Raw genomic sequence first — 21,849 nt, 5'->3', positions numbered from 1 at the left:
GTTTACTGGTCCGAGGTATCCTCGGATTCTTCTTCGCCGCGCGCCAGGCGCTCGGTGTTCTTCACGCCGGTGTGGCGCACGTCGGCGCCCTTGACCATGTAGATCACGCGTTCGGACATGTTCTTGGCGTGGTCGCCAATGCGTTCGAGCGCGCGCGCGATGAAGATCATGTCGATGGCGCGCGAGATCGTGCGCGGATCTTCGATCATGTACGTGATCAGGTGGCGCAGCGCGCCCTTCCATTCCTTGTCGACTTCCTTGTCGCTGCGCACGACGGCGGCGGCCTGGATGGGGTCGAGGCGGGCGAACGCGTCCAGCGCCTGGTGCAGCATGTTGCGCACGTTGGCAGCCATGTGGCGCAGTTCGATCACGGGAATGTGGCGCAGTTCGCCTTCGTGGACGCGGCGGGCGACGGTCGCGACCTTCTCGGCCTCGTCGCCGGAGCGTTCCATGTCGGTCAGCATCTTGGACACGGCCATCAGCATGCGCAGGTCGATGGCGGTGGGCTGATGCCGGGCCAGGATGCGGCTGATGCTCTCGTCGATCTCGACTTCGTGGCGGTTGACTTCCTTTTCCCGCTCGCGCACCTTTTCAACCAGCGTCATGTCGCCGCTGGCCAGCGCATCGATCGCCTCCTGGATCATGGCTTCCACCACGCCGCCCATTTGCAAGAATTGCGAACGGACGCTTTCCAGATCGGCGTCGAACTGCTTGTTTGTATGCTCCGTCATCCGGGCTCCCTGCGTGGTTGATCTCATTGCATTGCCCCGAAGTTGAGAGAAGTTACGAGATGGGCCTGCACAACCGGCAAGGTTATGACCCAAGTGTGACAGGATTATGAATCGCGGCCCCGCCCCCCGCAAGGCGGTTCGGCGGGACCAGCCCTGGCCGCCGGAATCAGGCGCGGCGGTCCAGGCGGCGGATGCCGTTCTGGGTGGCCAGCAGGGCCACGTCGGCGCCGGACAACGCAAACAGGCCGCAGGTCACGACGCCCGGCAGGTTGTTGACGATGGCTTCGAACGCGGGCGCGTCCGAGAGGATGAGGCCCGACACGTCCAGGATGATGTTGCCGTTGTCGGTGACAAAGCCGTCGCGCAGGCGGGGCTGGCCGCCCAGCGCGGTCAGCGCGCGGGCCACGGACTCGCGCGCCATCGGGATGACCTCGAGCGGCAGCGGAAACTTGCCCAGCGTCTGCACCAGCTTGGATTCGTCGGCGATGCAGATGAAGCGCTCGGCCACCGAGGCCACGATCTTCTCGCGCGTAAGCGCCCCGCCGCCGCCCTTGATCATGTGCAGGTCGGCGCTGATCTCGTCGGCGCCGTCCACGTAGATGGGCATGGTCGAGACGTCGTTCAGGTCCAGCACTTTGAGGCCATGGCCGGCAAGACGAGCCGCGCTGCGCTCGGAGCTGGCGACCGTCCCGCCGATGCGGCCCTTGAATCGCGCCAGGCCGTCGATGAACAGGTCGGCGGTGGAACCGGTGCCCACGCCGATGATGACGTCCGGGCCGGCGACCTGTTCGACGAATTCCAGGGCCGCGTCGGCGGCTTGCTGCTTGAGTTCTTGCTGGGAGAGCATGGCGGTAGAAGTGCGGAAAAGTTGCTTGAGCCGGGAAATTTAGCATGCGGCGATGGCGGGCCAGGCGCGCGCCAGGATCGCCGGCGTGTCGACGCCCGGCGTGGCGACGCCAGCTGTATCGTCCCCCGCGCCCAGTTCGCCGAACATGCCGCCCGTCTCCCGCAGGCGGCTGGCGACGAAGGCCTGCGACACGGCGGCGGGCGCGTGCTCGATGAGCAGCGCCGCCTGCCACAGGCGCGCCAGCCCGGCGGCGATGCGGCGCGCGTGGAATTGCGCGTGCTCGCCATCCGCCAACATGGCGCGCCAACGCGCCAGCGCCGCGTCGAAATCCTGGTACTGCCCTGCGGCGCGGGCCAATTCGGCCTCCAGCGCCGGCAGCGCATCGGGTTCGCGTTGCAGCGCCCGCAACACGTCCAGCGCCATGACGTTGCCCGAGCCTTCCCAGATCGAATTGACGGGCGTTTCGCGGTAAAGGCGCGGCATCGGGCCTTCCTCGACGTAACCGTTGCCGCCCCAGACCTCCATGCACTCGGCCACGGCGGCAACCGCGCGCTTGCAGACCCACAGCTTGGCGGCCGGCGTGCCCACGCGCACCAGCGCGCGCGCGCCCGCGTCGGCGCGCTCGTCCACGGCACGCGCCAGACGCAGCGCCAGGACCATGGCCGCTTCGCTTTCCAGCGCCAGGTCGGTCAGCACATTGCGCATCAGCGGCTGGTCGACCAGCGGCTTGCCGAAGGCCTGGCGGTGCAGCGCGTGGTGCGCCGACTGCGCCAGCGCCTGGCGCAGCAGCGCCGCGCTGCCCAGCACGCAGTCCAGCCGCGTGGTGCCCGCCATCTCCAGCAGCACCGACAGGCCACGGCCGGGCTCGCCGACCATCACGCCCCAGGCATCCTCGAATTCGACTTCCGAACTGGCGTTGCTCCAGTTGCCCAGCTTGTCCTTCAACCGCCGCACGCGCACCGCGTTGCGGGGGCCATCCGGTATCCAGCGCGGAACGAAAAAGCAGCTCAGCCCCTCGTCGGTCTGCGCCAGGACCAGGTGGGCGTCGGCCTGCGGCACCGAAAAGAACCATTTATGCCCCACGAGCTGATACGCGCATCCGCGGCCGGGCGCACCCAGCGGCGCGGCGCGCGTGGTGACCGCGCGCAGGTCCGAGCCGCCCTGCTTTTCGGTCATGCCCATGCCGATCAGCGCGCTGCGCTTGGCGGCAAGCGGCGCGTCGCTGCCATCGAACTCCCGCGCGTACAGGGCCGGCAGCCACTGGCCGGCAAAGTCCACCACGCCGGCGGGCTCGCGTTGCAGCAGCGGCACGGCGGCAAAGGTCATGGTGGTGGGGCATAGCGTGCCGGCCTCGACCTGCCCCTGCATCAGATAGGCAGCCGCGCGCGCCACCTGCGAGCCCGGCGCGGGCTGCATCCACGCGCGGCTATGCAGGCCGCGCGCCATGATGCCGCTCATCAGCACGTTCCAGGCGGGGTGGAATTCGACGCGGTCCACGCGATGGCCGGCCCGGTCGAAGCTGACCAGGCGGGGCGGACAGCGGTTGGCCTCGGCGCCGGCGGCCAGCGTCTGCGCCCGGCCCAACCAGGCGCCGTGCGCGGCAAGATCGCCCGCCCAGGCCTCGGCGCCCTCGCGCCGCACGGCCTCGCGCAGCGCCGGATCGGTGTCGTACAGGGAATAGTCTTCCAGGGGTGGCACCTGGTTGAACACGGTATGCGTCGCAAACGATGACATGCGATCTCCCTGGTTTGGCCGGCCGGCGCGGGGCGGCGGCGCCCGGTGGCAGCTATCGGGCCATGGGCGCCGTCAAGGGCCAGGGCCGCAGCGTTTCGACCTGGGCAGCCAGCTCCAGCAATTGCGCCTCGGCGCCGAGCGGACCCATTACCTGGATACCGATGGGCAGCCCGTCCGCAGACATGCCGAAGGGGATCGAAATGGCGGGCATGCCGGTCAGGTTGGCCAACGGGGCGAATGGCGAATAGCCGATGACGCCCTTCTTGCCCAGACGGTAGGCCAGATAGTCGGCGTTGTCCATGGCGTAGCGCCCGATAGGCGCGGGCGGCAGCGCCAGGACCGGACTGAGGAACAGGTCGTAGCCCTGGGCGCCGTCGCGATGCAGGAAGCGCCCGATGCGGCGGGTGATTTCGTGGCAGGTGTCCACGCAGGCCACGTACTGCGCGCCCGAGATGGCGCGGGCGTACTCGCGCGCGCCGAGCGTGGTGGGCTGCAATTCGTCGGCGGCCAGGCGGCGGCCGCGCGCGGCGACAAAGCTGTCGATGGCGTTGGCGGCCGCGCTGGCGATCAGGGGCAGCATCGGCGACAGGACTTCCTCGGAGCCGACGGGCGGCGCGGCGGGCACCAGTTCATGACCCAGCGCGGCGAAGAACGCGGCGGCCTCGTCCAGCGTGGCGGCGACATCGGGATGGATCGCGCCGCCTTCGTAGGTGGTGTTGATGAACGCGATGCGCCGGCGGGGCGCCGCGCGCGGATCGGCGGCAACGCGGGCCACCACGCCACGATAGGATTGCGCGGGCTGGACGGGCGCCGCATAAGGCGCACCCACGTCCGCGCCCGCACTGATGTCCAGCGCCGCCGCGCAATCGCGCACCGACAGCGTCATCATGTGTTCGGTGGCCAGGCCGCCCCACCCTTCTCCTTTCAGCGGACCCAGCGGCATGAGGCCGCGCGAGGGCTTGAGCCCCAGCACGCCGCAGCACGAGGCGGGAATGCGGATCGACCCGCCGCCATCGCTGCCATGGGCGATGCGCACCATCCCGCTGGCCAGCGCCGCCCCGGCGCCGCCGCTGGAGCCGCCCGCGCTATGACCCTTTTTCCAGGGATTCTGCGTGGCCGGGCCATAGACCGGCGATTCCGTCGTGGGGCTCAGGCCAAGCTCGGCGCTGGTCGTGCGGCCAAACGGAATCAGCCCGGCGCGGCGATAGCGCTTGACGATGTCGGCGTCGAGGTTCCATTGGACCTTGCCGTACAGAACGGACCCCATCATGCTGGGCAGGCCGATGGCGGCCGTGGCCAGGTCCTTGAGCAGGGTCGGCACGCCCAGAAATGGCCGGTCGCGCAGCAGCGCCTGGCGTTGTTCGGACGTCAGCGACGCAAGTTCGGCGTCCATCGCCTCGGCCAGCCGCAAGCCGGCCTCGGCCTGCACGCCGCAGGCGGCGTTGATGGACGGATTGCGGGCCGCGACGCGGTCCACCGCCTGCTGCATGGCAACCAGCGCCGTGGTGGCGCCCAGAGCGATATCGGCGCCCAGCGCCGTCGCGTCGAGAGAAGAGGAATCATGGCGTTCGGCGATGCTCATGCTGACGATGCTCCAGGTATCGACGGCGAAGTGCCGCATGCATGAGGATATCGGCTGCGAGGGCGGGCAACAAGCACGCGCCGGGGCGGACGGGGCCCCGGACTTCGGTGTTCCCGCCTCAGACGCCGCCGGTGGACGGTGCGCGGGTCTCGTCGGTGTCGTCGTCGGGGTCGGCGGCGTCCGCCGCGCTGGCGCCCAGCAGACGCAGGGCATCGGCTTCGGGCAGGGCCTCCACGCCCTTCAGGTTGCGCAGCATGGCGCGCGTGCGGACCTCGGTCTGGCCGATCTTGTTGCTGGCGGTGTCCAGGGTCTTCTTGACGCTGGCCAGCGATTCGCCGAACTTGCCGAACTCTGTCTTGACGGCCCGCAGCACCTGCCAGACCTCGGAGGAACGCTGTTCGATCGCCAGCGTGCGAAATCCCATCTGCAGGCTGTTCAGCAGCGCGGCCAGATTGCTTGGCCCCGCCACGTTGACCCGCAGGTCGTGCAGCTTGTCCAGGAGGCCGGGGCGGCGCAGCACCTCGGCATACAGGCTTTCCGTGGGCAGGAACATGATGGCGAAATCGGTCGTGTGCGGCGGCGCGATGTACTTGCCGGCAATCAGCCGCGCCTGCACTTCGACCGCGCGGCCCAACGCGGCCCCGGCCGCCTTCACGCCTTCGGCGTCGGCCGCTTCCTGCGCATCCATCAGGCGCTCGTACTCTTCCTTGGGAAATTTGGCGTCGATCGGCAGCCAGACGGGATCCCCGCCATCGCCGCGCCCCGGCAGCCGGATGGCGAATTCGACGGCGGCATCGCTGCCCGGCACAGGCTTGACGTTGCTGGCGTACTGATCCGGCGTCATGTTGTCTTCGATCAGGCGCGCCAGTTGCACTTCGCCCCACGTGCCGCGCGACTTCACGTTGGTCAGCACACGCTTGAGGTCGCCGACCCCGGCCGCCAGCGCCTGCATTTCGCCCAACCCCTTGTGCACGGCTTCAAGACGGTCCGACACCAGCTTGAAGGACTCGCCCAGGCGCTGCTCCAGGGTGGCGTGCAGCTTTTCGTCGACAGTGCGGCGCATTTCATCGAGCTTGGCGCTGTTGTCCGATTGCAGCGACTGCAGCCGTTGATCGACCGTGGCGCGCACTTCCATCAGGCGCCGCTCGTTGATCTGGATGAGGCCCTGCAGTTGCTCCGAGAACCCCGCGGCAAAGCGCGCCAGCGATTCGGCGGACTCGGCGCGGGCGGCCTGCGCATCGCGCGACAGCCCCGCGCGCAGGTCGCCATGCGACTGCGCCAGCTCCTGACGCAGCCCTCGCGTGGATTCTGAAAACTCGCTGCGCAGGCCGCGCTGGCCTTCGGCGATGTCGGCGCGCAGCGCGCGCTCGGTTCTTTCCAGGCCTTCCAGCAAAGCCTCAAGGCGGGCGTCCGACGCGGACGGACGCAGCCAGGCCAGCACCGCGGCCACGAAGGCAAGCACCGCGCCACCCGCGGCGACCCAAAGCAGAATGTCGTTCAAGAAAGGGCTCTCCAAAGCGCGAATTGTAGGTCGCATTCTGCCCCCGTTTCCAGCCGGCGCGGCGGGCGCGAAGACGCGGCGGGAGCAACCGGATTAAACTGGCGGCCATCCGAATGAACCGCCCCGCTTCTTTGAACTCTGCCGACCGCCCCGCCAGCACGCCTCCCGTGTCATATCAATCCGTGTTCGGACCGCTGAACCTGGATTCGGCCACGCCGCTCGCGACCGGCGGGGACCGGCACATTTTCCAGCACCCGCATTCCCCGTCCCTGCTCGTCAAGGTCATGGATATGCGCGCACGGGCGATCTACCTGGAAGCGCGGCCGTTCAAACGCTGGTACAAGCAATATCAGCGCGAAAGCGCCTACCGCGTCTACCTGAACGAGATCTCGGAATACGTCACCACCACGACTCGCCCCTCCGGCGTGTGGCAGGTGCCCATGGCGCGCATTTTCGGTGTGGCGCAGACCTCGCTTGGGCTGGGACTGGTTGTCGAAAAGATCACGGACGAGGCGGGCAACATGGCGCCTACCTTGACCGAACTTGCCATGAAGGGTCAGTTTGACGAGGCCCTGCGGGCGCAGCTGGACGAATTCTTCGACGACCTGGCCGACGCGCACGTGGTGGTGCATGACATGTCCAGCAGCAACATCGCGGTGGGCCAGAACGCCGACGGCAAGAAGGGGCTGTACCTGATCGACGGCTTCGGCGTGCTGCCGCTGATCCCGCTGTATGCATGGAGCAAGCGCTTGAACCGCCGGCGCCTGCAGCGCAAGTACGCCGAACTGCGCGAATCGCTTGCCCGGCGCGTCCGCGAAGCCGGCCTCTAACCGCCGGCCGGCGCCTCGGGCAGCATGATGCCCTGCCGGTCCACCCACACATAGTCCTGTCCCGCGCGCTGGCCGCGCCGCAGCGGATTGCGCGTGCAGAAGGCGGCGTAGGCCGGATCCACGAACCGGTAGCTCAGGTGCTCGTCGCGCCCCGAGGGGATGCCCAGGCGCGTGGTGCAGATCAGATACGGCGGTGACTCGCCCACGTCTTCGACGTACAGGGCCTCGGGATCGAAGCGGCGCGCATCCCACTCGGGCACCTTCAGGCCCAGCGACCGGCATAGCAGGGTCTGCCCCGCGCAGAGCGCGCCCAAAGCCCGGGGCCGTCCTTGCGCATCGGGATTGAGCTCGCGCATCCGGTCCAGGGCTTCGGGGCCGGACAGCGCGTCCGTCCACGGATAGGCGGACTTGATCAGCACCGCGTTGCCGGGGCCGCCCGCGCTGAAGTTCAGCGAATCGCCCCCGCGGGCGTAATACATGTAGATGGTGCCGCCGTCCATGAACAGGGCGCGGCGCTTGTGGGTGTAGCCCAGCGAGGCATGGCTGCCCCGCTCTTCCAGATAGTAGGCCTCGGTCTCGATGATGCGGGCCGACAGCCACAGGCCGCCGACCCGGTGGCGGATCACCTTGCCGGGCAACTCGCGCGCAAGCTGGGCTGCATCGCGGTCGAAGAAGGCGTCCGGCAGGGCCCGGCCGGGCCCGCCCCCGGCCTCAGGCGAAACGTTCGCCGTAGCGCTTTTCACTGAAACCAACACTCACCTCGCCATCCGGCGTGACCGTCACCGGACGGCGCACCAACGCCGGGTATTCGGCGATCAGCTTGGTCCACTGGGCGTCGGTGTGCGCGGTCTTGCGGTCTTCGGGCAAATTGCGCCACGTCATCGAGGCGCGGTTGACCAGCTTTTCCCAGCCGCCGACCTGCTCGGCCCAGGATTTGAGCGTCGCGGCCGCCACCGGATTGTCGCGATAGTCGACGAAGGCGTGGTCGACGCCGTGTTCGGTGAGCCAGTCGCGCGCCTTCACGCACGTGCTGCACTTGGTCAGGCCATACAGGGTGGTTTGCGTCATTTGGATTCGGACTCCTTGCGCCATTGCATGCGGTTGGCGAGGATCACGCACGTGCCCACCGCCAGGATGAACAGGGTGGCCAGCGCGTTGATCTCGGGCTTCAGGCCCAGCCGCACCCGGGAGAAGACCTCCATGGGCAGCGTGCTGGATCCGGGGCCGGACAGGAACGACGCGATGACGACGTCGTCCAGCGACAGCGTGAAGGCGAGCAGCCAGGCCGACGCCAGCGCGGGCGCGATGAGCGGCAGCGTGATCTTGAAGAACACCGTGATCGGGGTGGCGCCCAGATCCAGCGCGGCCTCTTCCAGCGAGCGGTCCAGGTCGCGGATGCGGGTCTGGATGACGACGGCCACGAACGCCATGCACAGCGTCACGTGCCCCACCCAGATCGTGAACATGCCGTTCTGCTCGGGCCAGCCCAGCGCGCCGCGCACTTCGACGAACATCAGGAGCAGCGAGATGCCCAGCACGACCTCGGGGATCACCAGCGGCGCGCTCAGCATGCCGACGTAGAGCGCAAAGCCGCGAAAGCGCCCCATGCGGCCCAGCACGTAGCCGGCCCAGGTGCCGATGACGACCGCCGCGGTGGCCGTCAGCACGGCAATGCGGAACGACAGCCAGGCGGCGCGCAACAGCGCGTCGTCGTTGGCCAGCGAGTGATACCAGCGCAGCGAGAACCCCGTCCACGACGTGACGGACGGCGACTCGTTGAACGAAAACACCATCAGGCTGATGATGGGCACGTACAGAAAGAAGTAGCCCAGCCCCAGCACCACGGCGCGCAGCGTCTTGTTCGGACCGTTCATTTGCGGCCTCCCCCCTGCTGCTTGACCTGGCTGTACTGGAAGTACACCAGCGGCACGAGCAGCAGCAACACCATCACGCACGTCACCGCCGACGCCATCGGCCAGTCGGCGTTGTTGAAGAATTCATTCCACATCACGCGGCCGATCATCAGCGTGTTGGCCCCGCCCAGCATTTCCGGGATCACGTATTCGCCGACGGCCGGGATGAACACGAGCATGGCGCCCGCGATCACGCCCTGGCGCGACATCGGGACCGTGATCTGCCAGAACGCCTGCCAGGGTTTGGCGCCCAGGTCATAGGCGGCTTCCAGGAGGCGCAGGTCCATCTTCACCAGCGTCGCGTACAACGGCAGGATGAAGAACGGCAGATAGGCGTAGACCATGCCGATGTACACGGCCAGGTCGGTGCGGTAGATCTCGAGCGGACTGGAGATCAGGCCCAGGCTCTGCAGCAGGTTGTTGAGCAGGCCGTCGTTGCGCAGGATGCCCACCCAGGCATACACGCGCAGGAGCAGCGAGGTCCAGAACGGCAGGATCACCGCCAGCAGCAGCAGGTTGCGCACGCGCGCCGACGAACGGGCAATGTAGTACGCGATGGGATAGCCGATCAGCACGCAGACCAGCGTGGTGATGCCGGCGATCTTGACCGAGCTGAGGTACGTGCGGAAATACTGGTTTTCCGTGAACAGCAGGATGTAGCCGCGCAGGTGCAGGCTGAACTGGATCGCCTCGTCCTGGAACTGCGCCAGCGACGTATACGGCGGGATGCCGAACTTCATTTCGGCAAAGCTGATCTTCAGCACCAGCAGGAACGGCACCAGCAGAAACAGCACCAGCCAGGCGAACGGCGGCACCACCGCCAGTGCCCGGCCCGACGGGAGCCAGTCGCGGGGCGAAAAACGGATCATGACGCAAGCACCGTCGCGCTGTCGGCGTCCCAGCTGACGAAGATTTCTTCGTCGATGCCCGGCGCATCCATCTGGGCAAGGAGCCGGCTGGGCACGCTGGCCTCGACCGTCTTGCCGGAATCCAGGCGGATCTGGTAGAGGGCGTAGCTGCCCATCCAGGCCATGTGGCTGACCATGCCGTGCGCCCAGTTGTAGTCGCCATCGGGCTGCTCGCGCGACACCAAGAGGCGCTCGGGGCGGATGGACACGTGCACTTCCATGCCCAGCGGCTCGCTCACGCCGTGGTTCACGTAAAGCGGCCGGGTCAGCTCGGCGCATTCGATGGCGACGTGGTCGGGCTCGTCGACCACGATGGTGCCGGTGAACATGTTGGTCGACCCGATGAAGCTGGCGACAAAGCGCGAGTTCGGGAACGCGTAGACGTCCTGGGGCGTGCCGCACTGGACGATCTGGCCTTCGGTCATGACGGCCAGGCGGTGCGCCATGGTCATGGCTTCTTCCTGGTCGTGGGTGACCATGATGCAGGTCACGCCGACCTGCTCGAGGATCTTCACGAGTTCGATCTGCGTCTTCTGGCGGATCTGCTTGTCCAGCGCCGACATGGGCTCGTCCAGCAGCAGCAGCTTGGGACGCTTGACCAGGCTGCGCGCCAGCGCCACGCGCTGCTGCTGCCCGCCCGAGAGCTGGTTGGGCTTGCGGCGCGAATAGCCCGCCATCTGCACCAGGTCCAGGGCCTCGAACACGCGGTCATGGATTTCCGCGCGGTCCACGCCTTCCTGCTTCAGGCCAAAGGCCACGTTGGCCTCGACCGTCATGTGCGGGAAGAGCGCGTACGACTGGAACATCATGTTCACGGGCCGGCGGTACGGCGGCACGCTGGTGATGTCCTCGCCGTCCAGCAGGATCTGGCCCGAGGTGGCTTCCTCGAAGCCCGCCAGCATGCGCAGCAAGGTGGACTTGCCGCTGCCCGAGCTGCCCAGCAGCGCGAAGATTTCATTGCGTTTGACGGACAGGTTGACCGAGCGCACGGCCACCACGTCGCCAAAGATCTTTACCACGTCGGAAACCCGGACGAACTCGTCCGGGTCCGCCGCGTGCTGCGCCGAGTAACGGCTATCGTTCATGATGACTAATTTCCCAACTTCAGCTCGGACCACAACTTGTTCTGCAGACGTGAAATGTTCAAGGGCAGCGCCTTGATCACGTACAGGGTCTTGGAGACCTCGGGGGGCGGGTAGATCATGGGATTCTCAGCCACATCCTTGTTCACGTACTGCCGCGCCTCTTTGTTGGCGTTGGGATAGAACATGGTGTTGGTGATGGCCGCATGGACCTTCGGCGTTTCGATGTAGTTGATGAAGGCCAGCGCCTCTTCGGGATGCGGCGCATCCTTGGGGATGACCATCAGGTCGAACCACGCCGGCGCGCCGCCCTTGGGAATGAAGTAGTTCACTTCATAGGGCTTCTTGGCGTCCTGCGCGCGCTTGCGGGCGATCATGACGTCGCCGGAAAAGCCGTAGACCATGCACAGGTCGCCCACGGCCAGCTCGTCGATGTAGCCCGACGAACTGAACTGGCGGATATACGGGCGGATCTTCTTCAACACTTCCATCGCGGCCTGGTAGTCGGCGGCGTTGGTGCTGTTGGGGTCCTTGCCCAGGTACTTGAGCACGGCCGGGAAGACCTGCGCGGCTTCGTCCAGCATCGAGATGCCGCACTCCTTGAGCTTGGCGGCGTTCTCGGGCTTGAAGATCATGTCCCAGCTGGCCAGGTCCACGTCGTCACCCATGATCTGCTTGACCTTGGTGACGTTGTAGCCCAGGCCGTTGGTGCCGTAGCCCCACGGAATGGCGTGTTCGTTGCCGGGATCGACCGTGGCGACCAGCGCCATGATTTCCGGATCCAGGTACTTCCAGTTGGGGATCTTGGACTTGTCCAGCTTCTGGAACAGGCCGGCTTCGATCTGGCGCGAGGCGTAATGGGTGGACGGGACAACGACGTCGTAACCCGACTTGCCGGCCAGCAATTTGGCCTGCAAGGCGTCGTTGCTGTCATAGACGTCATAGCGGACCTTGATGCCGGTTTCCTTCTCGAAACCCGGGATCGTGTCCGGGGCCGTGTATTCGGCCCAGTTGTAGACATTGACGACCTTGTTCTGCGCCACCGCCGCCGATGTCGCTGCCGCAGCCAGCACCGCGCCGAGCGCCCAGCGCATTCCCGCCTTCAGTTCCATTATGTCCAGCCCCCTTGCTCTATGCCGTTTATGACAGGAGTACCAAAAGGCGAAATGATAAAGCCTTTTAGCGCTGACCTGCCCAACTTTGCGGGGTAATTGGCGCAATTGCCCCCGTGGCGGCCGCGCCCGGCGGGCCGGCGGTCAGGGCTGGATGCCGATGCCCCAGGCCGTCCAGTAACTGTCGCGCAGGCGCATCCAGAATCGGTCGCCGGCCTCGCCAGCCACCTTGCGCAGCGACCGGCGCAGCCGGTCCAGATTGGCCTGGCGCTGACGCTCGGACAACGCGCCCTGCGTGCCGCGGTCGAAGTCGATGAGCCAGACCCGGCCGTCGTTGCCGATGAGGATGTTGAAGGCGTTCAGGTCGGCGTGCCAGACGCCCGCCCGGTGCATGCGGACGATGGCGTCGGCCACCGGCTGCCATAGCGGTTCGGTCAGCGCCTGCGCCAAGGGCCGCACGCCGGGGATGCGCTCGACCACGATGGCGGCGCGGTAGATCGGGCCCTGACGCCAGTAGGCCGCCGCCAGCGGGGCGGGCACCGGCAGCCCTTGCGCGCGCAGCGCGGCCAGCAGGCGGTATTCGCGGAAGCTTCGGGTGCGCGACTCGCCGTTCCACAGATACGCGTCGCGGCTGATGCGGGCGATCATGCCGCCGCGGCGGTAGCGCCGCAGCACGCCCTGCCAGCCCTGCCCCTCCACGAACCACGCGGCCTGGCGACCGCCGGCGTCCACGGGCCGCGCCCGGTCGCCGTAGTGCGCGGGATTGAAGACTTCCGGCCCCGCGTCGGCCACGCGCCGCGTGTCGCTGAGCATGGCCCCGGCCAGCGGACCCTCCCAGGCGGTGCGCCGCGCGCCGGATCGATGGTCACCCTGCACGATTGCGCATCCAGTCGGCAACGCCGTAGAACGATTCGAGCAGGCGCTCGATCAGGACGGGCTCGATGCCCTCGTCTTCCATCGCGCGTCCGATGCAGGCCACCCACTGGTCGCGCTCGACCTCGCCGATGGAAAACGGCAGATGGCGGGCCCGCAGGCGGGGATGCCCGAAGCGCTCGATATAGTGGTCCGGCCCGCCGAAGTACCCGCACAGGAACCAGAAGAGCTTGTCGCGCGCCTCGTCCAGGCTGGGGCCGTGGGCGGCGCGCAGTTCCTTGAGGTCGGGCTCCATGTCCATCAGGTCATAGAAACGGTCGACGAGGGCGCGCACGCCAGCTTCGCCGCCAAGAAGGTCAAACATGGTGCGGGAGTTTTCCACGGGTTCTGTAATGGTGTGGACGCGGGACGTCATCAGGTTTCTCGAAGGGTGACAAGCGGCGGTGTGCGCAGCACGCCGCGCAGGGCAAGCGCGCCGCCCGCCCAGGCGCCCAGCATGCCTGCGCCGATGCCGGCCAGCCATGGCCAGAGGCTGAGGGTAATGGTGAAGTCGAACACCTGCGTTGACAAAACCCAAGCGATCGCCGTGGCGCCAGCCGCCGCCAAAAGGCCGGCCAGCCCGCCCACCGCCCACAGCTCGATGCGCTGGGAACGGGCAAGCTGACGGCGCGTGGCGCCGAGCGCGCGCAGCACCGCCGCCTCACGCATCCGCTCATCGCGCGTCGCGGTCAGCGCCGCGGACAGCACCAGCACGCCGGCGGCCAGGGTGAACAGGAACAGGAGCTGCACCGCGCGGCCCACTTCATTCAACACGGATTGCAACTGCTGCAGGATGGCGCCCACGTCGAACACCGTCAGGTTCGGAAACTCCCGCACCAGCGCGGGCAACACCGCCGCCTTGTCAGGCGGCAGGTAAAAGGACGTGATCCAGCTTTGAGGCATGTCGGCCAGTGCGGCGGGGGTCAGGATGGCGAAAAAATTGACGCGCATCGTATCCCAATCCACCCGGCGGATGCTCGACACGGCCACTTCGACCTGCTGGCCGGCCACATCGAACGTCATCTTGTCGCCTAGCCCGATGCGCAGGGACTGCGCCAGCCCCGCTTCCAGCGAGACCTCGGCCGAACCCGGCGCCAGCCAGCGGCCCTGCTCGATGCGGTTGGAAGACGGCAGCTCGTCGCCATAGGACAGGTTGAATTCGCGGTCCACCAGGCGCTTGGCGCGCGGTTCTTCGTAGTCGTCCGGTCCCACCGGCTTGCCGTTGACCGCGATCAACCGGCCACGCACCATCGGCGATAACGTGATGCGGCCCAGCCCTTCGCGCGTCAGCGCATCGGTCACGGCCTGGCGCTGGTCTGGCTGCACGTTGATCAGGAACCGGTTGGGCGCGTCCGGCGGCATGGTGCGCTGCCACCCCTGGATCAGATCGGTGCGGGTCATGGTCAGCAGCAGCAGCGCCATCAACCCGACAGCCAGCGCGCAGACCTGCGTGATCGTGGCCGCACGGCGGCGCACCACGCCCGCCAGGGCAAAGCGCAGCGCGGGAAACCCGGCCGCCAGGCGGCGCACCCGCGCCAGCCCCAGGATGCACAGCCAGGCAACCAGCGCAAACACGCCGAAGGCGCCCAGAAAGCCGCCCGCCACCACGCCGCCCAGCTTCGCGTCGCCCGCGAACCACCAGATCAGGAGCGCGAACCCCGCCGCGCCCAGCACGTAACCGAAGGCGCTACGCGCGCTGATCGTGTCCGCATCGCGCCGCAGGACGCGGGCGGGCGGCACGTGCCGAAGCTGCGCCAGCGCGGGCAGCGCAAAGCCCAGGAGCAGCAGCAGCCCGGTCAACAGGCCCTGCAGCGCCGGAATGGCCGATGGCGCCGGCAGCGTGGTGTCGATCAGCGACCCCAGCAGCATCACCAGCACCTGGTGCACGCCAAAGCCCAGCAGGCAGCCGGCCGCGGACGAGAACAGGCCAACCAGCGTGAATTCCAGCGTCAGCATCCGCGCGACCTGCGACTGCACGGCGCCCAGGCAGCGCATGACCGCGATGCCGTCGCGGTGCCGCGTCATGTAGCGCCCCGCCGCCAGCGCCACGGCCACGGCCGAGATCAGCACCGCCAGCAGCGCCACCAGCGACAGGAAACGCTGCGCGCGGTCCAGCGTGCGGCGCACTTCGGGGCGGCCAGACTCCAGCGTGGCGATCTTCTGGCCGCGCTTGAGGTTCTGGTTCAGCCAGGCGGAATACCCGGCCACGGCGTCCGGCTGACCGGCGATCAGCATGGCATACCCGATGCGGCTGCCCGGCGCGATCAGGCCGGTGGCCGGCAGGTCGCTGGCGCGCAGCAGCACGCGCGGGGCCACGTTGACAAACTGCATGCCCTTGTCCGGCTCATAGGTGATGACGCGGTCGATGCGCAGGTGGGCGTCGCCCACATTGAGCGTGTCACCCACCTTCAGGTTCAGCAGCGCCAGCAATTGCGCGTCGACCCACACCGCGCCTTCGGGCGGCACGTCGCGCGTGGGCGCGTCGGGCGCGAACGGCGCATCCGCCACCCGCAGCGCCCCGCGAAGCGGGTAGCCGGGTTCCACGGCCTTCAGGGCGGCAAGCTGAGCGCCGTCGCCGGCGCCCACCATGGAAGGAAACTGCCACGTGCTGGACACGGTGAGGCCGCGCTCGCGCGCCTGATCCTTGAAGGCGGCCGGCACGGGCTCGTCGGCGTCCAGCACCAGATCGGCGCCCAGCATCTGGCCGGCGTCGCGTTCCAGCGCGCGTCCGACACGGTCCGCCAGAAAGCCCACGCTGGTGACCGCCGCCACCGCCACGACCAGGGCCAGCACCAGGAGGCGCAGTTCGCCGGCACGCGCATCGCGCATCATCATCCGGGCGCCCAGGCGCAGGGTGGACCAGAAACCGGGGCGCTTGGCCTGTGACATATCAGGGAAATCCATCATTCAACTATGTTAGCCAACGGTAAGAAAGCGATCTGATTCCCGATATCATCCCGGGGCGGGAGGCAAAGCCGCCCCTAAAGATAACCAATTCCGGAGAAGACAATGCGTAAATCCTGGCTTGCGGCCACGATTCTGGCCGCCTGCGCGGCCGCAACATCCCTGCCCTCGGCGGCGCAGACCACCCTGAAGATGGCCTACGCCCTGTCGACCTCGTCGCACTACGGCGCCGGCGCCGACGCGATGGCCAAGTCCATCGAGGCCTCTTCCAACGGCAAGTTCAAGGTCCAGCAGTTCGCCAACAGCGCGCTGGGCGGTGAACGCGAGGTCATCGAGGGCCTGCAGATCGGCACCATCGATCTCGCGATCGTTTCGACCGGAGCAACCCTCAATTTTGTTCCCGAAACCGGCGTTTTCGATATTCCCTTCCTCTTGCGCGACCTGCCGCACGCCCGTGCCGTGCTCGACAGCAAGATCGGCCAGGACATGCTGGCCAAGTTCCCCAGCCGCGGCATCGTGGCGCTGGCCTGGGGCGAACAGGGCTTTCGCCACCTGACCAACAACGTGCGTCCGGTCAAGACCCCGGCGGATGCCAAGGGCCTGAAGATCCGCACCACGGAAAACCCGATCCACATCACCGCCTTCCGCCAGATCGGCATCCTGCCCACGCCGATGGCCTGGCCCGAAGTGGCCACCGCCCTTCAGCAGGGCACCATCGACGGTCAGGAAAACCCGCTGTCCGTGATCACGTCGGCCAAGCTGTCGCAGATGCAGAAGTACCTGTCGCTGACCGGCCACGTGTACGGCCCGGCCCTCGTGCTGATGTCGGCCAACGTCTATGAAGGCCTGTCGGCCGCCGACAAGGCCAACTTCGACAAGGCCGGCAAGGAATCGGCCCAGGCCATGCGCGCCTACGTCGACAACATCGAGAAGACGGGCGTCGAGCAGCTGAAGAAGGAAGGCATGCAAGTCACCGAAGTGGACCGCGCCGCCTTCGCCGCCGCCGTGGAACCCGCCTACCCCGAGTACTACAAGAAGTTCGACAAGAAGCTGATCGACTCGATCCGCGACACCAAGTAAGCCGGCGCGGCCCCCGTGGCGGGGCCGCTCGCCTGACGGCGGGGCCGGCTTTCGCCGCGCGCCCGCCCTATTTTTTTCGCGACTTTCGCCAACGGAATTCACCATGCGTTTGCTCTGCGCCTTCGACCGCGGCCTGTTCAAGCTGGTCTCGGCATTCGCCCAACTCCTCTTGGTCGCCGCCGCAGCGGCCGCGTTCTATCAGGTCATCGCCCGGTTCGTGCTGCATTCGCCGGCCGACTGGAGCGAGGTCCTCACCCGCGCGCTTCTCATCTGGACCGTGCTGCTGGGCGTGGCCCTGGCCTTCCGCCACGGCGCCATGATCAGCGTGGAACTGCTGCGCAACATGCTGGGCGGCAAGCGGCGCCGGGTACTGGAAGCCATCATCGGCCTCATCTGCGCCGGGTTTCTCGGCTTTCTGGCCTGGATTGGCGGCAACATGACCTACCGCGTGCGTTTCCAGAACGTGCCGAGCCTGGACATCTCGATTTCCTGGATCTACCTGGCGATCCCCGTGGGCGCCACGCTGGCGGCCATCGCCGTGCTGGCCCGCTGGTGCGCCGGCGACGAAGAAGACGTGCCCGTGCGCAACGACGCGCAAGGCTGAGCCGCCCCTTATCGAACCTGAGCAGCAGAAATCGCCATGTCCCAATTAATGATTGTCTCGATGCTGATTTTCTTCGGGCTGTCCGTGCCGGTCGCCGTGTCGATCGGGCTGGCCAGCCTGGCGGGCGTCGGCGCCGCGGGCCTGCCCTGGCTGGTCGTCGCGCAGCAGTTGTTTGCCGCGCTGGACAAGTACCCGCTCGTGGCCATTCCCTTCTTCATCCTGGCCGGCAACCTGATGGAAGCCGGCGGCATCTCCGAACGCATGGTGGAATTCGCCAAGAGCGTGGTGGGCGGCATCCAGGGCGGCCTGGCCTGCACCTGCGTGCTGACCTGCATGATCTTCGCGGCGGTCGCCGGCTCCAGCGTGGCCACCACCTTCGCGGTCGGCGCGATCCTGATTCCCGCCATGATCCGGCACGGCTATCCCGCCCCCTTTGCGGCGTCATTGCAGGCCAGCGCGGCGGAACTCGGCGTCATCATTCCGCCGTCGATCCCGATGATCCTGTTTGCCGTGTCCACCGATACGTCCACCGGCGAGCTGTTCATCGCCGGTGTCATGCCCGGCATCCTGATCGGGGTGGCGCTGATGTTCTACGTCTGGCTCTACGCCAAGCGCAATAACCTGGGCAAGCGCGACGGCGAAGGCCGCCTGCCGCTGTGGCCGTCGTTCAAGCGCGCGTGGCTGGCGCTGCTGATGCCCGTCATCATCCTGGGCGGCATCTACGGCGGCATCTTCACGCCGACCGAGGCCTCGGTCGTGGCCGTGATGTACGCCGTCTTCGTGGGCAAGGTCATCTACCGCCGCCTCACGTTCCGCCAGTTGTCCGCCACGCTGCACAAGTCGGTCGTGTCGACCGCGGTCATCATGTTCGTGATCGCCAACGCCGGCCTGTTCAGCTTCCTGCTCAACCGCGCCGGCATTCCGGACGCGCTGGGCACGTGGCTCGCCCAGATTTTCGACACAAAGTTGGGCTTCCTGATGGGCGTGAACGCAGCGCTGTTCGTGATCGGCATGTTCATCGAGACCTCGGCATCGATCGTGGTGCTGGCCCCGCTGCTGCTGCCGGTGGCGCTTCAGTTCGGGGTGGACCCGGTGCACTTCGGCATCATCATGGTGGTCAACCTGGCGCTGGGCATGATCACGCCGCCGTTCGGCGTGAACCTGTTCGCGGCCTGCGCGGTGGCCAAGCTGCCGCTCGAGCGTATCGTCAAGCCGCTGGTGCCCTTCGTCGGCGTCGTGATCCTGTGCCTGATGGTCATCACCTATTGGCCCGGGCTGTCGCTGGGACTGCGCGACCTGGTCTACGCCAAGTGATATGCCTGCCGCCGTGCGGGCCAGCGCCCGCGCGGCGGGTAGCGCCCGGCCCGCCCGATGGGCGTGCCGGGCCGCAGAATGAGAAAAGCGCCCGGTTGGGGCGCTTTTTCGTTCTGGGGGCCTAGATTTCGCGTTCTTCCGTCTTGAGGTTGTTGTCGCGGGCGAAATCCACCACGAACTTGTAGGCCAGCGGCTCCAGATCGCGCAGGCGCAGGTCGACCACGATCCCGCGCACGCCATCGATCACGACGGGCAGCACATAAGGCGAATAAGTGAGGTGGTTACCAGCACAGCCGGCCGGCCGGAACTGTGCCATTACGCCGGCGAGCCGTTCTGCCCAATCGCTGGGGCGGAAGCGGCTACCGCTTTCGGTAACGCCATGAATTACGAATTGTCTGACGCGAGTTGCCATGTGTTCTTCACTGCGGGACGCCTTTCACGAAAGCCGGATCTTCGGCGTGATCAAACATGCGTGCCGCGCCGCGAATTGTATATGATTGATCCTTTGCCCTCTTTCAAACCGCGATTCGCCCCCGATTCGCCCCTTGGAAGCGGGCACGCTGTCGATGCCATTCCCCCAGGAGGATCCGCGATGAGCTCGCCTCTGGCCAATATCTATGCCCGGCTGCCGGTATCGTTCACGCACGGCCAGGGTGTCTGGCTGTGGGACGCCGACGGCCGAAAGTACCTGGATGCCCTGGCCGGCATCGGCGTCTCGTGCCTGGGCCATGCCCATCCCAAGCTGGTCGCCGCCATCACCGAGCAGGCCGCCCGCGTCATCCATACCTCCAACATCTACGAAATCCCCCAGCAGACCGCGCTGGCCGCCCGGCTGACGGCGCTGTCCGGCATGCAGGAGGTCGCGTTCAACAACAGCGGCTCCGAAGCCAACGAAGCGGCCATCAAGCTCGCCCGCTACTACGCGTACCAGCGCGGCAACAAGCACGCCCACATCATCACGATGGATTCGTCCTGGCATGGCCGCACGCTGGCCACGCTGGCGGCCACCGGCAGCGACAAGGCGCGCAAGGGCTTCGAACCCCTGCCCAGCGGCTTCATCCAGGTGCCGTACAACAACCTGGACGCGGTGCGCGCCGCGGGCGACGCCGAGCCCCGCACCACCGCGGTGCTGCTGGAAGTCCTGCAGGGCGAAGGCGGCATCCGCCCGTCCGACATTGCCTACCTGCAAGCACTGCGCCAGTTGTGCACCGAGCGCGGCTGGCTGCTGATGATCGACGAAGTGCAGTCCGGCATCGGACGCACCGGCAAGTGGTTCGCGCACCAATGGGCCGATATCCGTCCCGACGTCATGACGCTGGCCAAGGGGCTGGCGGGTGGCGTGCCCATCGGCGCGATGCTGGCGGCAGGCCCCGCCGCGGGCGTCTTCACGCCGGGCAGCCACGGCACCACGTTCGGCGGCGGGCCGCTGGTGTGCGCCGCGGGCCTCGCAGTGCTCGATGCGCTGGAATCCGAAAACCTGCTTGAAAACGCCCATGCCGTGGGCGAATACCTGAAAGACCGCCTGGCCGGCGCGCTGGCCGGCACGCCCGGCGTGGCCGACATCCGCGGCCGCGGCCTCATGCTGGGCATCGAACTGGCCCGCCCCTGCGGCGTCCTGGCGCTACGCGCCCTGGAAGCGGGCCTGCTCATCAACGTCACGCGCGACCGCGTCATCCGCATGCTGCCGCCGCTGATCCTGACCCGGGAAGAGGCCGACCAGATCGTCTCCCTCCTGGTTCCGCTCATCCAACAGTTCCTGGCCGAAAAACCATAATCAACGTCCCTGCCGGGCCACGAGCCTGGCCGGGCCCAATGACCTGCGACATCAACATGACTCCTCCCACGACTCAAAATGGCCCGCTGCGGCACTTTCTGCAGTTCAAGGACTTCTCGTCCGCCGAGATCGCCTACGTGCTGGACCGCGCGCGCCTGATCAAGGAAAAGTTCAAACGCTATGAGCCCCACATGCCGCTGCACGACCGCACGCTGGCAATGGTGTTCGAAAAGGCCAGCACGCGCACCCGCGTGTCGTTCGAGGCCGGCATGTACCAGATGGGCGGCTCGGTCATCAACCTGACGTCCAACGATTCGCAGCTCGGCCGCTCCGAGCCCATCGAGGACACCGCGCGCGTGATCTCGCGCATGGTCGACATCGTCATGATCCGCACGTTCGAGCAGACCCGCATCGAGCGCTTCGCGTCGCATTCGCGCGTGCCCGTGATCAACGGCCTGACCAACGAATTCCACCCCTGCCAGATCCTGGCCGACATCTTCACCTACATCGAGCACCGCGGCCCCATTGCCGGCAAGACGGTCGCCTGGGTGGGCGACGCCAACAACATGGCCTACACGTGGCTGCAGGCGGCCGAAATGCTGGGCTTCACGCTGCACGTGTCCACGCCGGCCGGCTACGAACTTGAAGCCGCCCGCATCGGCACGCCGCCCGACAAGGTGCTGCGCCAGTTCAAGGATCCCATGGAAGCGTGCAAGGGCGCGCACCTGGTCACGACCGACGTCTGGACCAGCATGGGCTACGAGGCCGAAAACGAAGAGCGCCGCGCCGCGTTTGCCGACTGGTGCGTGGATGCCGAAATGATGGCCGCCGCCGACCCGCAGGCCGTCTTCATGCACTGCCTGCCCGCCCATCGGGGCGAGGAAGTGACCGGCGAAGTGATCGACGGCCCGCAGAGCGTGGTCTGGGACGAGGCCGAGAACCGCCTTCACGTGCAGAAGGCGCTGATGGAATTCCTGCTGCTGGGTCAGGTCGACTGACGCCCTCCCGCAGGTAAAAAGGG

21 protein-coding genes are annotated in these 21,849 nt (G+C 67.2%); 6 read left to right on the top strand and 15 right to left on the bottom strand.

Going from position 1 to position 21,849, the window contains the following annotated elements:
• Positions 1–2: 2 nt before the first annotated feature.
• The 5 genes from phoU to QEP15_RS07815 form a co-directional block, all read right to left on the bottom strand.
• Complete coding sequence (gene phoU / locus QEP15_RS07835) at positions 3–731, bottom strand: phosphate signaling complex protein PhoU (protein ID WP_056320149.1); 729 nt, start codon at positions 729–731, stop codon at positions 3–5.
• Between the two features lie 166 nt (positions 732–897).
• Positions 898–1,578 (bottom strand): ribose-5-phosphate isomerase RpiA, encoded by a 681-nt coding sequence (gene rpiA / locus QEP15_RS07830; RefSeq protein WP_280148619.1) that lies wholly within the window; start codon positions 1,576–1,578, stop codon positions 898–900.
• Between the two features lie 39 nt (positions 1,579–1,617).
• Positions 1,618–3,312, bottom strand: coding sequence for an isovaleryl-CoA dehydrogenase (locus QEP15_RS07825; protein WP_280148618.1), 1,695 nt, complete (start codon positions 3,310–3,312; stop codon positions 1,618–1,620).
• Positions 3,313–3,364: 52 nt separating this feature from the next.
• Complete coding sequence (locus QEP15_RS07820; protein ID WP_227741193.1) at positions 3,365–4,933, bottom strand: amidase; 1,569 nt, start codon at positions 4,931–4,933, stop codon at positions 3,365–3,367.
• A gap of 79 nt (positions 4,934–5,012) precedes the next feature.
• Complete coding sequence (locus tag QEP15_RS07815; RefSeq protein ID WP_226848587.1) at positions 5,013–6,395, bottom strand: DNA recombination protein RmuC; 1,383 nt, start codon at positions 6,393–6,395, stop codon at positions 5,013–5,015.
• Between the two features lie 113 nt (positions 6,396–6,508).
• Here QEP15_RS07815 and QEP15_RS07810 point away from each other — a divergent pair, with 113 nt between their 5' ends.
• Positions 6,509–7,225 carry a PhoP regulatory network YrbL family protein gene (locus QEP15_RS07810; protein ID WP_174245383.1) on the top strand — a complete coding sequence of 239 codons (717 nt, stop codon included), beginning with the start codon at positions 6,509–6,511 and terminating at the stop codon, positions 7,223–7,225.
• Here the strand turns inward: QEP15_RS07810 and QEP15_RS07805 are convergent.
• The 9 genes from QEP15_RS07805 to QEP15_RS07765 form a co-directional block, all read right to left on the bottom strand.
• On the bottom strand, positions 7,222–7,968 hold the full coding sequence (locus QEP15_RS07805; RefSeq protein ID WP_280148617.1) for a DNA-3-methyladenine glycosylase: 747 nt from the start codon (positions 7,966–7,968) through the stop codon (positions 7,222–7,224). The genes QEP15_RS07810 and QEP15_RS07805 overlap by 4 nt on opposite strands.
• Positions 7,937–8,293 (bottom strand): Spx/MgsR family RNA polymerase-binding regulatory protein, encoded by a 357-nt coding sequence (locus tag QEP15_RS07800; protein ID WP_056320131.1) that lies wholly within the window; start codon positions 8,291–8,293, stop codon positions 7,937–7,939. Before QEP15_RS07800 ends, QEP15_RS07805 begins: the two co-directional genes overlap by 32 nt.
• A complete protein-coding gene (locus QEP15_RS07795; RefSeq protein WP_056320129.1) occupies positions 8,290–9,099 on the bottom strand; it encodes an ABC transporter permease subunit in 810 nt (269 codons plus the stop codon). The genes QEP15_RS07800 and QEP15_RS07795 overlap by 4 nt, the downstream gene beginning before the upstream one ends.
• Positions 9,096–10,007: an ABC transporter permease subunit gene (locus QEP15_RS07790; RefSeq protein WP_062838427.1), complete on the bottom strand. Its 912-nt coding sequence runs from the start codon at positions 10,005–10,007 to the stop codon at positions 9,096–9,098. Before QEP15_RS07790 ends, QEP15_RS07795 begins: the two co-directional genes overlap by 4 nt.
• A complete protein-coding gene (locus QEP15_RS07785; RefSeq protein WP_056320123.1) occupies positions 10,004–11,131 on the bottom strand; it encodes an ABC transporter ATP-binding protein in 1,128 nt (375 codons plus the stop codon). The genes QEP15_RS07790 and QEP15_RS07785 overlap by 4 nt, the downstream gene beginning before the upstream one ends.
• A 5-nt stretch (positions 11,132–11,136) precedes the next feature.
• Positions 11,137–12,240 carry a polyamine ABC transporter substrate-binding protein gene (locus tag QEP15_RS07780; protein ID WP_152383869.1) on the bottom strand — a complete coding sequence of 368 codons (1,104 nt, stop codon included), beginning with the start codon at positions 12,238–12,240 and terminating at the stop codon, positions 11,137–11,139.
• 144 nt (positions 12,241–12,384) lie between these two features.
• A complete protein-coding gene (locus QEP15_RS07775; protein ID WP_425285979.1) occupies positions 12,385–13,116 on the bottom strand; it encodes a 3-deoxy-D-manno-octulosonic acid kinase in 732 nt (243 codons plus the stop codon).
• Positions 13,106–13,528 carry a group II truncated hemoglobin gene (locus tag QEP15_RS07770; RefSeq protein WP_081100832.1) on the bottom strand — a complete coding sequence of 141 codons (423 nt, stop codon included), beginning with the start codon at positions 13,526–13,528 and terminating at the stop codon, positions 13,106–13,108. Before QEP15_RS07770 ends, QEP15_RS07775 begins: the two co-directional genes overlap by 11 nt.
• On the bottom strand, positions 13,528–16,059 hold the full coding sequence (locus QEP15_RS07765) for an ABC transporter permease (RefSeq protein ID WP_280148616.1): 2,532 nt from the start codon (positions 16,057–16,059) through the stop codon (positions 13,528–13,530). Before QEP15_RS07765 ends, QEP15_RS07770 begins: the two co-directional genes overlap by 1 nt.
• A gap of 102 nt (positions 16,060–16,161) precedes the next feature.
• Between QEP15_RS07765 and QEP15_RS07760 the strand changes: the two genes are divergently transcribed.
• From QEP15_RS07760 to QEP15_RS07750, 3 genes are all read left to right on the top strand, one after another.
• Positions 16,162–17,136, top strand: a complete 975-nt coding sequence (locus QEP15_RS07760) for a TRAP transporter substrate-binding protein (RefSeq protein WP_056320112.1) — start codon at positions 16,162–16,164, stop codon at positions 17,134–17,136.
• Positions 17,137–17,239: 103 nt separating this feature from the next.
• Positions 17,240–17,740 carry a TRAP transporter small permease gene (locus QEP15_RS07755; protein WP_056320109.1) on the top strand — a complete coding sequence of 167 codons (501 nt, stop codon included), beginning with the start codon at positions 17,240–17,242 and terminating at the stop codon, positions 17,738–17,740.
• A gap of 36 nt (positions 17,741–17,776) precedes the next feature.
• Positions 17,777–19,054 (top strand): TRAP transporter large permease, encoded by a 1,278-nt coding sequence (locus QEP15_RS07750; RefSeq protein ID WP_279991592.1) that lies wholly within the window; start codon positions 17,777–17,779, stop codon positions 19,052–19,054.
• 121 nt (positions 19,055–19,175) lie between these two features.
• Here the strand turns inward: QEP15_RS07750 and QEP15_RS07745 are convergent, their stop codons facing one another.
• A complete protein-coding gene (locus tag QEP15_RS07745; protein ID WP_013392635.1) occupies positions 19,176–19,466 on the bottom strand; it encodes a DUF3579 domain-containing protein in 291 nt (96 codons plus the stop codon).
• 180 nt (positions 19,467–19,646) lie between these two features.
• On the opposite strand from QEP15_RS07745, the gene QEP15_RS07740 reads away from it, so the two are divergent.
• Together QEP15_RS07740 and argF are read left to right on the top strand one after the other, a co-directional pair.
• Positions 19,647–20,828, top strand: a complete 1,182-nt coding sequence (locus QEP15_RS07740; protein ID WP_280148615.1) for an aspartate aminotransferase family protein — start codon at positions 19,647–19,649, stop codon at positions 20,826–20,828.
• A gap of 56 nt (positions 20,829–20,884) precedes the next feature.
• The gene (gene argF, locus QEP15_RS07735; protein WP_056320238.1) at positions 20,885–21,826 is read left to right on the top strand and encodes an ornithine carbamoyltransferase; all 942 of its coding nucleotides are present in this window, start codon (positions 20,885–20,887) and stop codon (positions 21,824–21,826) included.
• Positions 21,827–21,849: the final 23 nt, after the last annotated feature.

This window comes from Achromobacter mucicolens (genome assembly GCF_029866465.1).
Classification (GTDB): Bacteria; Pseudomonadota; Gammaproteobacteria; order Burkholderiales; family Burkholderiaceae_B; genus Achromobacter; species Achromobacter mucicolens.
Note: the sequence above shows the minus strand (reverse complement) of the source record. Positions and strands in the feature narration are given on the sequence as shown.

Coding starts and splice junctions, on each gene's coding strand:
- phoU (WP_056320149.1), bottom strand. CDS start 731: ATGACGGAGCATACAAACAAGCAGTTCGACGCCGATCTGGAAAGCGTC.
- rpiA (WP_280148619.1), bottom strand. CDS start 1,578: ATGCTCTCCCAGCAAGAACTCAAGCAGCAAGCCGCCGACGCGGCCCTG.
- QEP15_RS07825 (WP_280148618.1), bottom strand. CDS start 3,312: ATGTCATCGTTTGCGACGCATACCGTGTTCAACCAGGTGCCACCCCTG.
- QEP15_RS07820 (WP_227741193.1), bottom strand. CDS start 4,933: ATGCGGCACTTCGCCGTCGATACCTGGAGCATCGTCAGCATGAGCATC.
- QEP15_RS07810 (WP_174245383.1), top strand. CDS start 6,509: ATGAACCGCCCCGCTTCTTTGAACTCTGCCGACCGCCCCGCCAGCACG.
- QEP15_RS07800 (WP_056320131.1), bottom strand. CDS start 8,293: ATGACGCAAACCACCCTGTATGGCCTGACCAAGTGCAGCACGTGCGTG.
- QEP15_RS07795 (WP_056320129.1), bottom strand. CDS start 9,099: ATGAACGGTCCGAACAAGACGCTGCGCGCCGTGGTGCTGGGGCTGGGC.
- QEP15_RS07790 (WP_062838427.1), bottom strand. CDS start 10,007: ATGATCCGTTTTTCGCCCCGCGACTGGCTCCCGTCGGGCCGGGCACTG.
- QEP15_RS07785 (WP_056320123.1), bottom strand. CDS start 11,131: ATGAACGATAGCCGTTACTCGGCGCAGCACGCGGCGGACCCGGACGAG.
- QEP15_RS07780 (WP_152383869.1), bottom strand. CDS start 12,240: ATGGAACTGAAGGCGGGAATGCGCTGGGCGCTCGGCGCGGTGCTGGCT.
- QEP15_RS07770 (WP_081100832.1), bottom strand. CDS start 13,528: ATGACGTCCCGCGTCCACACCATTACAGAACCCGTGGAAAACTCCCGC.
- QEP15_RS07765 (WP_280148616.1), bottom strand. CDS start 16,059: ATGATGGATTTCCCTGATATGTCACAGGCCAAGCGCCCCGGTTTCTGG.
- QEP15_RS07760 (WP_056320112.1), top strand. CDS start 16,162: ATGCGTAAATCCTGGCTTGCGGCCACGATTCTGGCCGCCTGCGCGGCC.
- QEP15_RS07755 (WP_056320109.1), top strand. CDS start 17,240: ATGCGTTTGCTCTGCGCCTTCGACCGCGGCCTGTTCAAGCTGGTCTCG.
- QEP15_RS07750 (WP_279991592.1), top strand. CDS start 17,777: ATGTCCCAATTAATGATTGTCTCGATGCTGATTTTCTTCGGGCTGTCC.
- QEP15_RS07745 (WP_013392635.1), bottom strand. CDS start 19,466: ATGGCAACTCGCGTCAGACAATTCGTAATTCATGGCGTTACCGAAAGC.
- QEP15_RS07740 (WP_280148615.1), top strand. CDS start 19,647: ATGAGCTCGCCTCTGGCCAATATCTATGCCCGGCTGCCGGTATCGTTC.
- argF (WP_056320238.1), top strand. CDS start 20,885: ATGACTCCTCCCACGACTCAAAATGGCCCGCTGCGGCACTTTCTGCAG.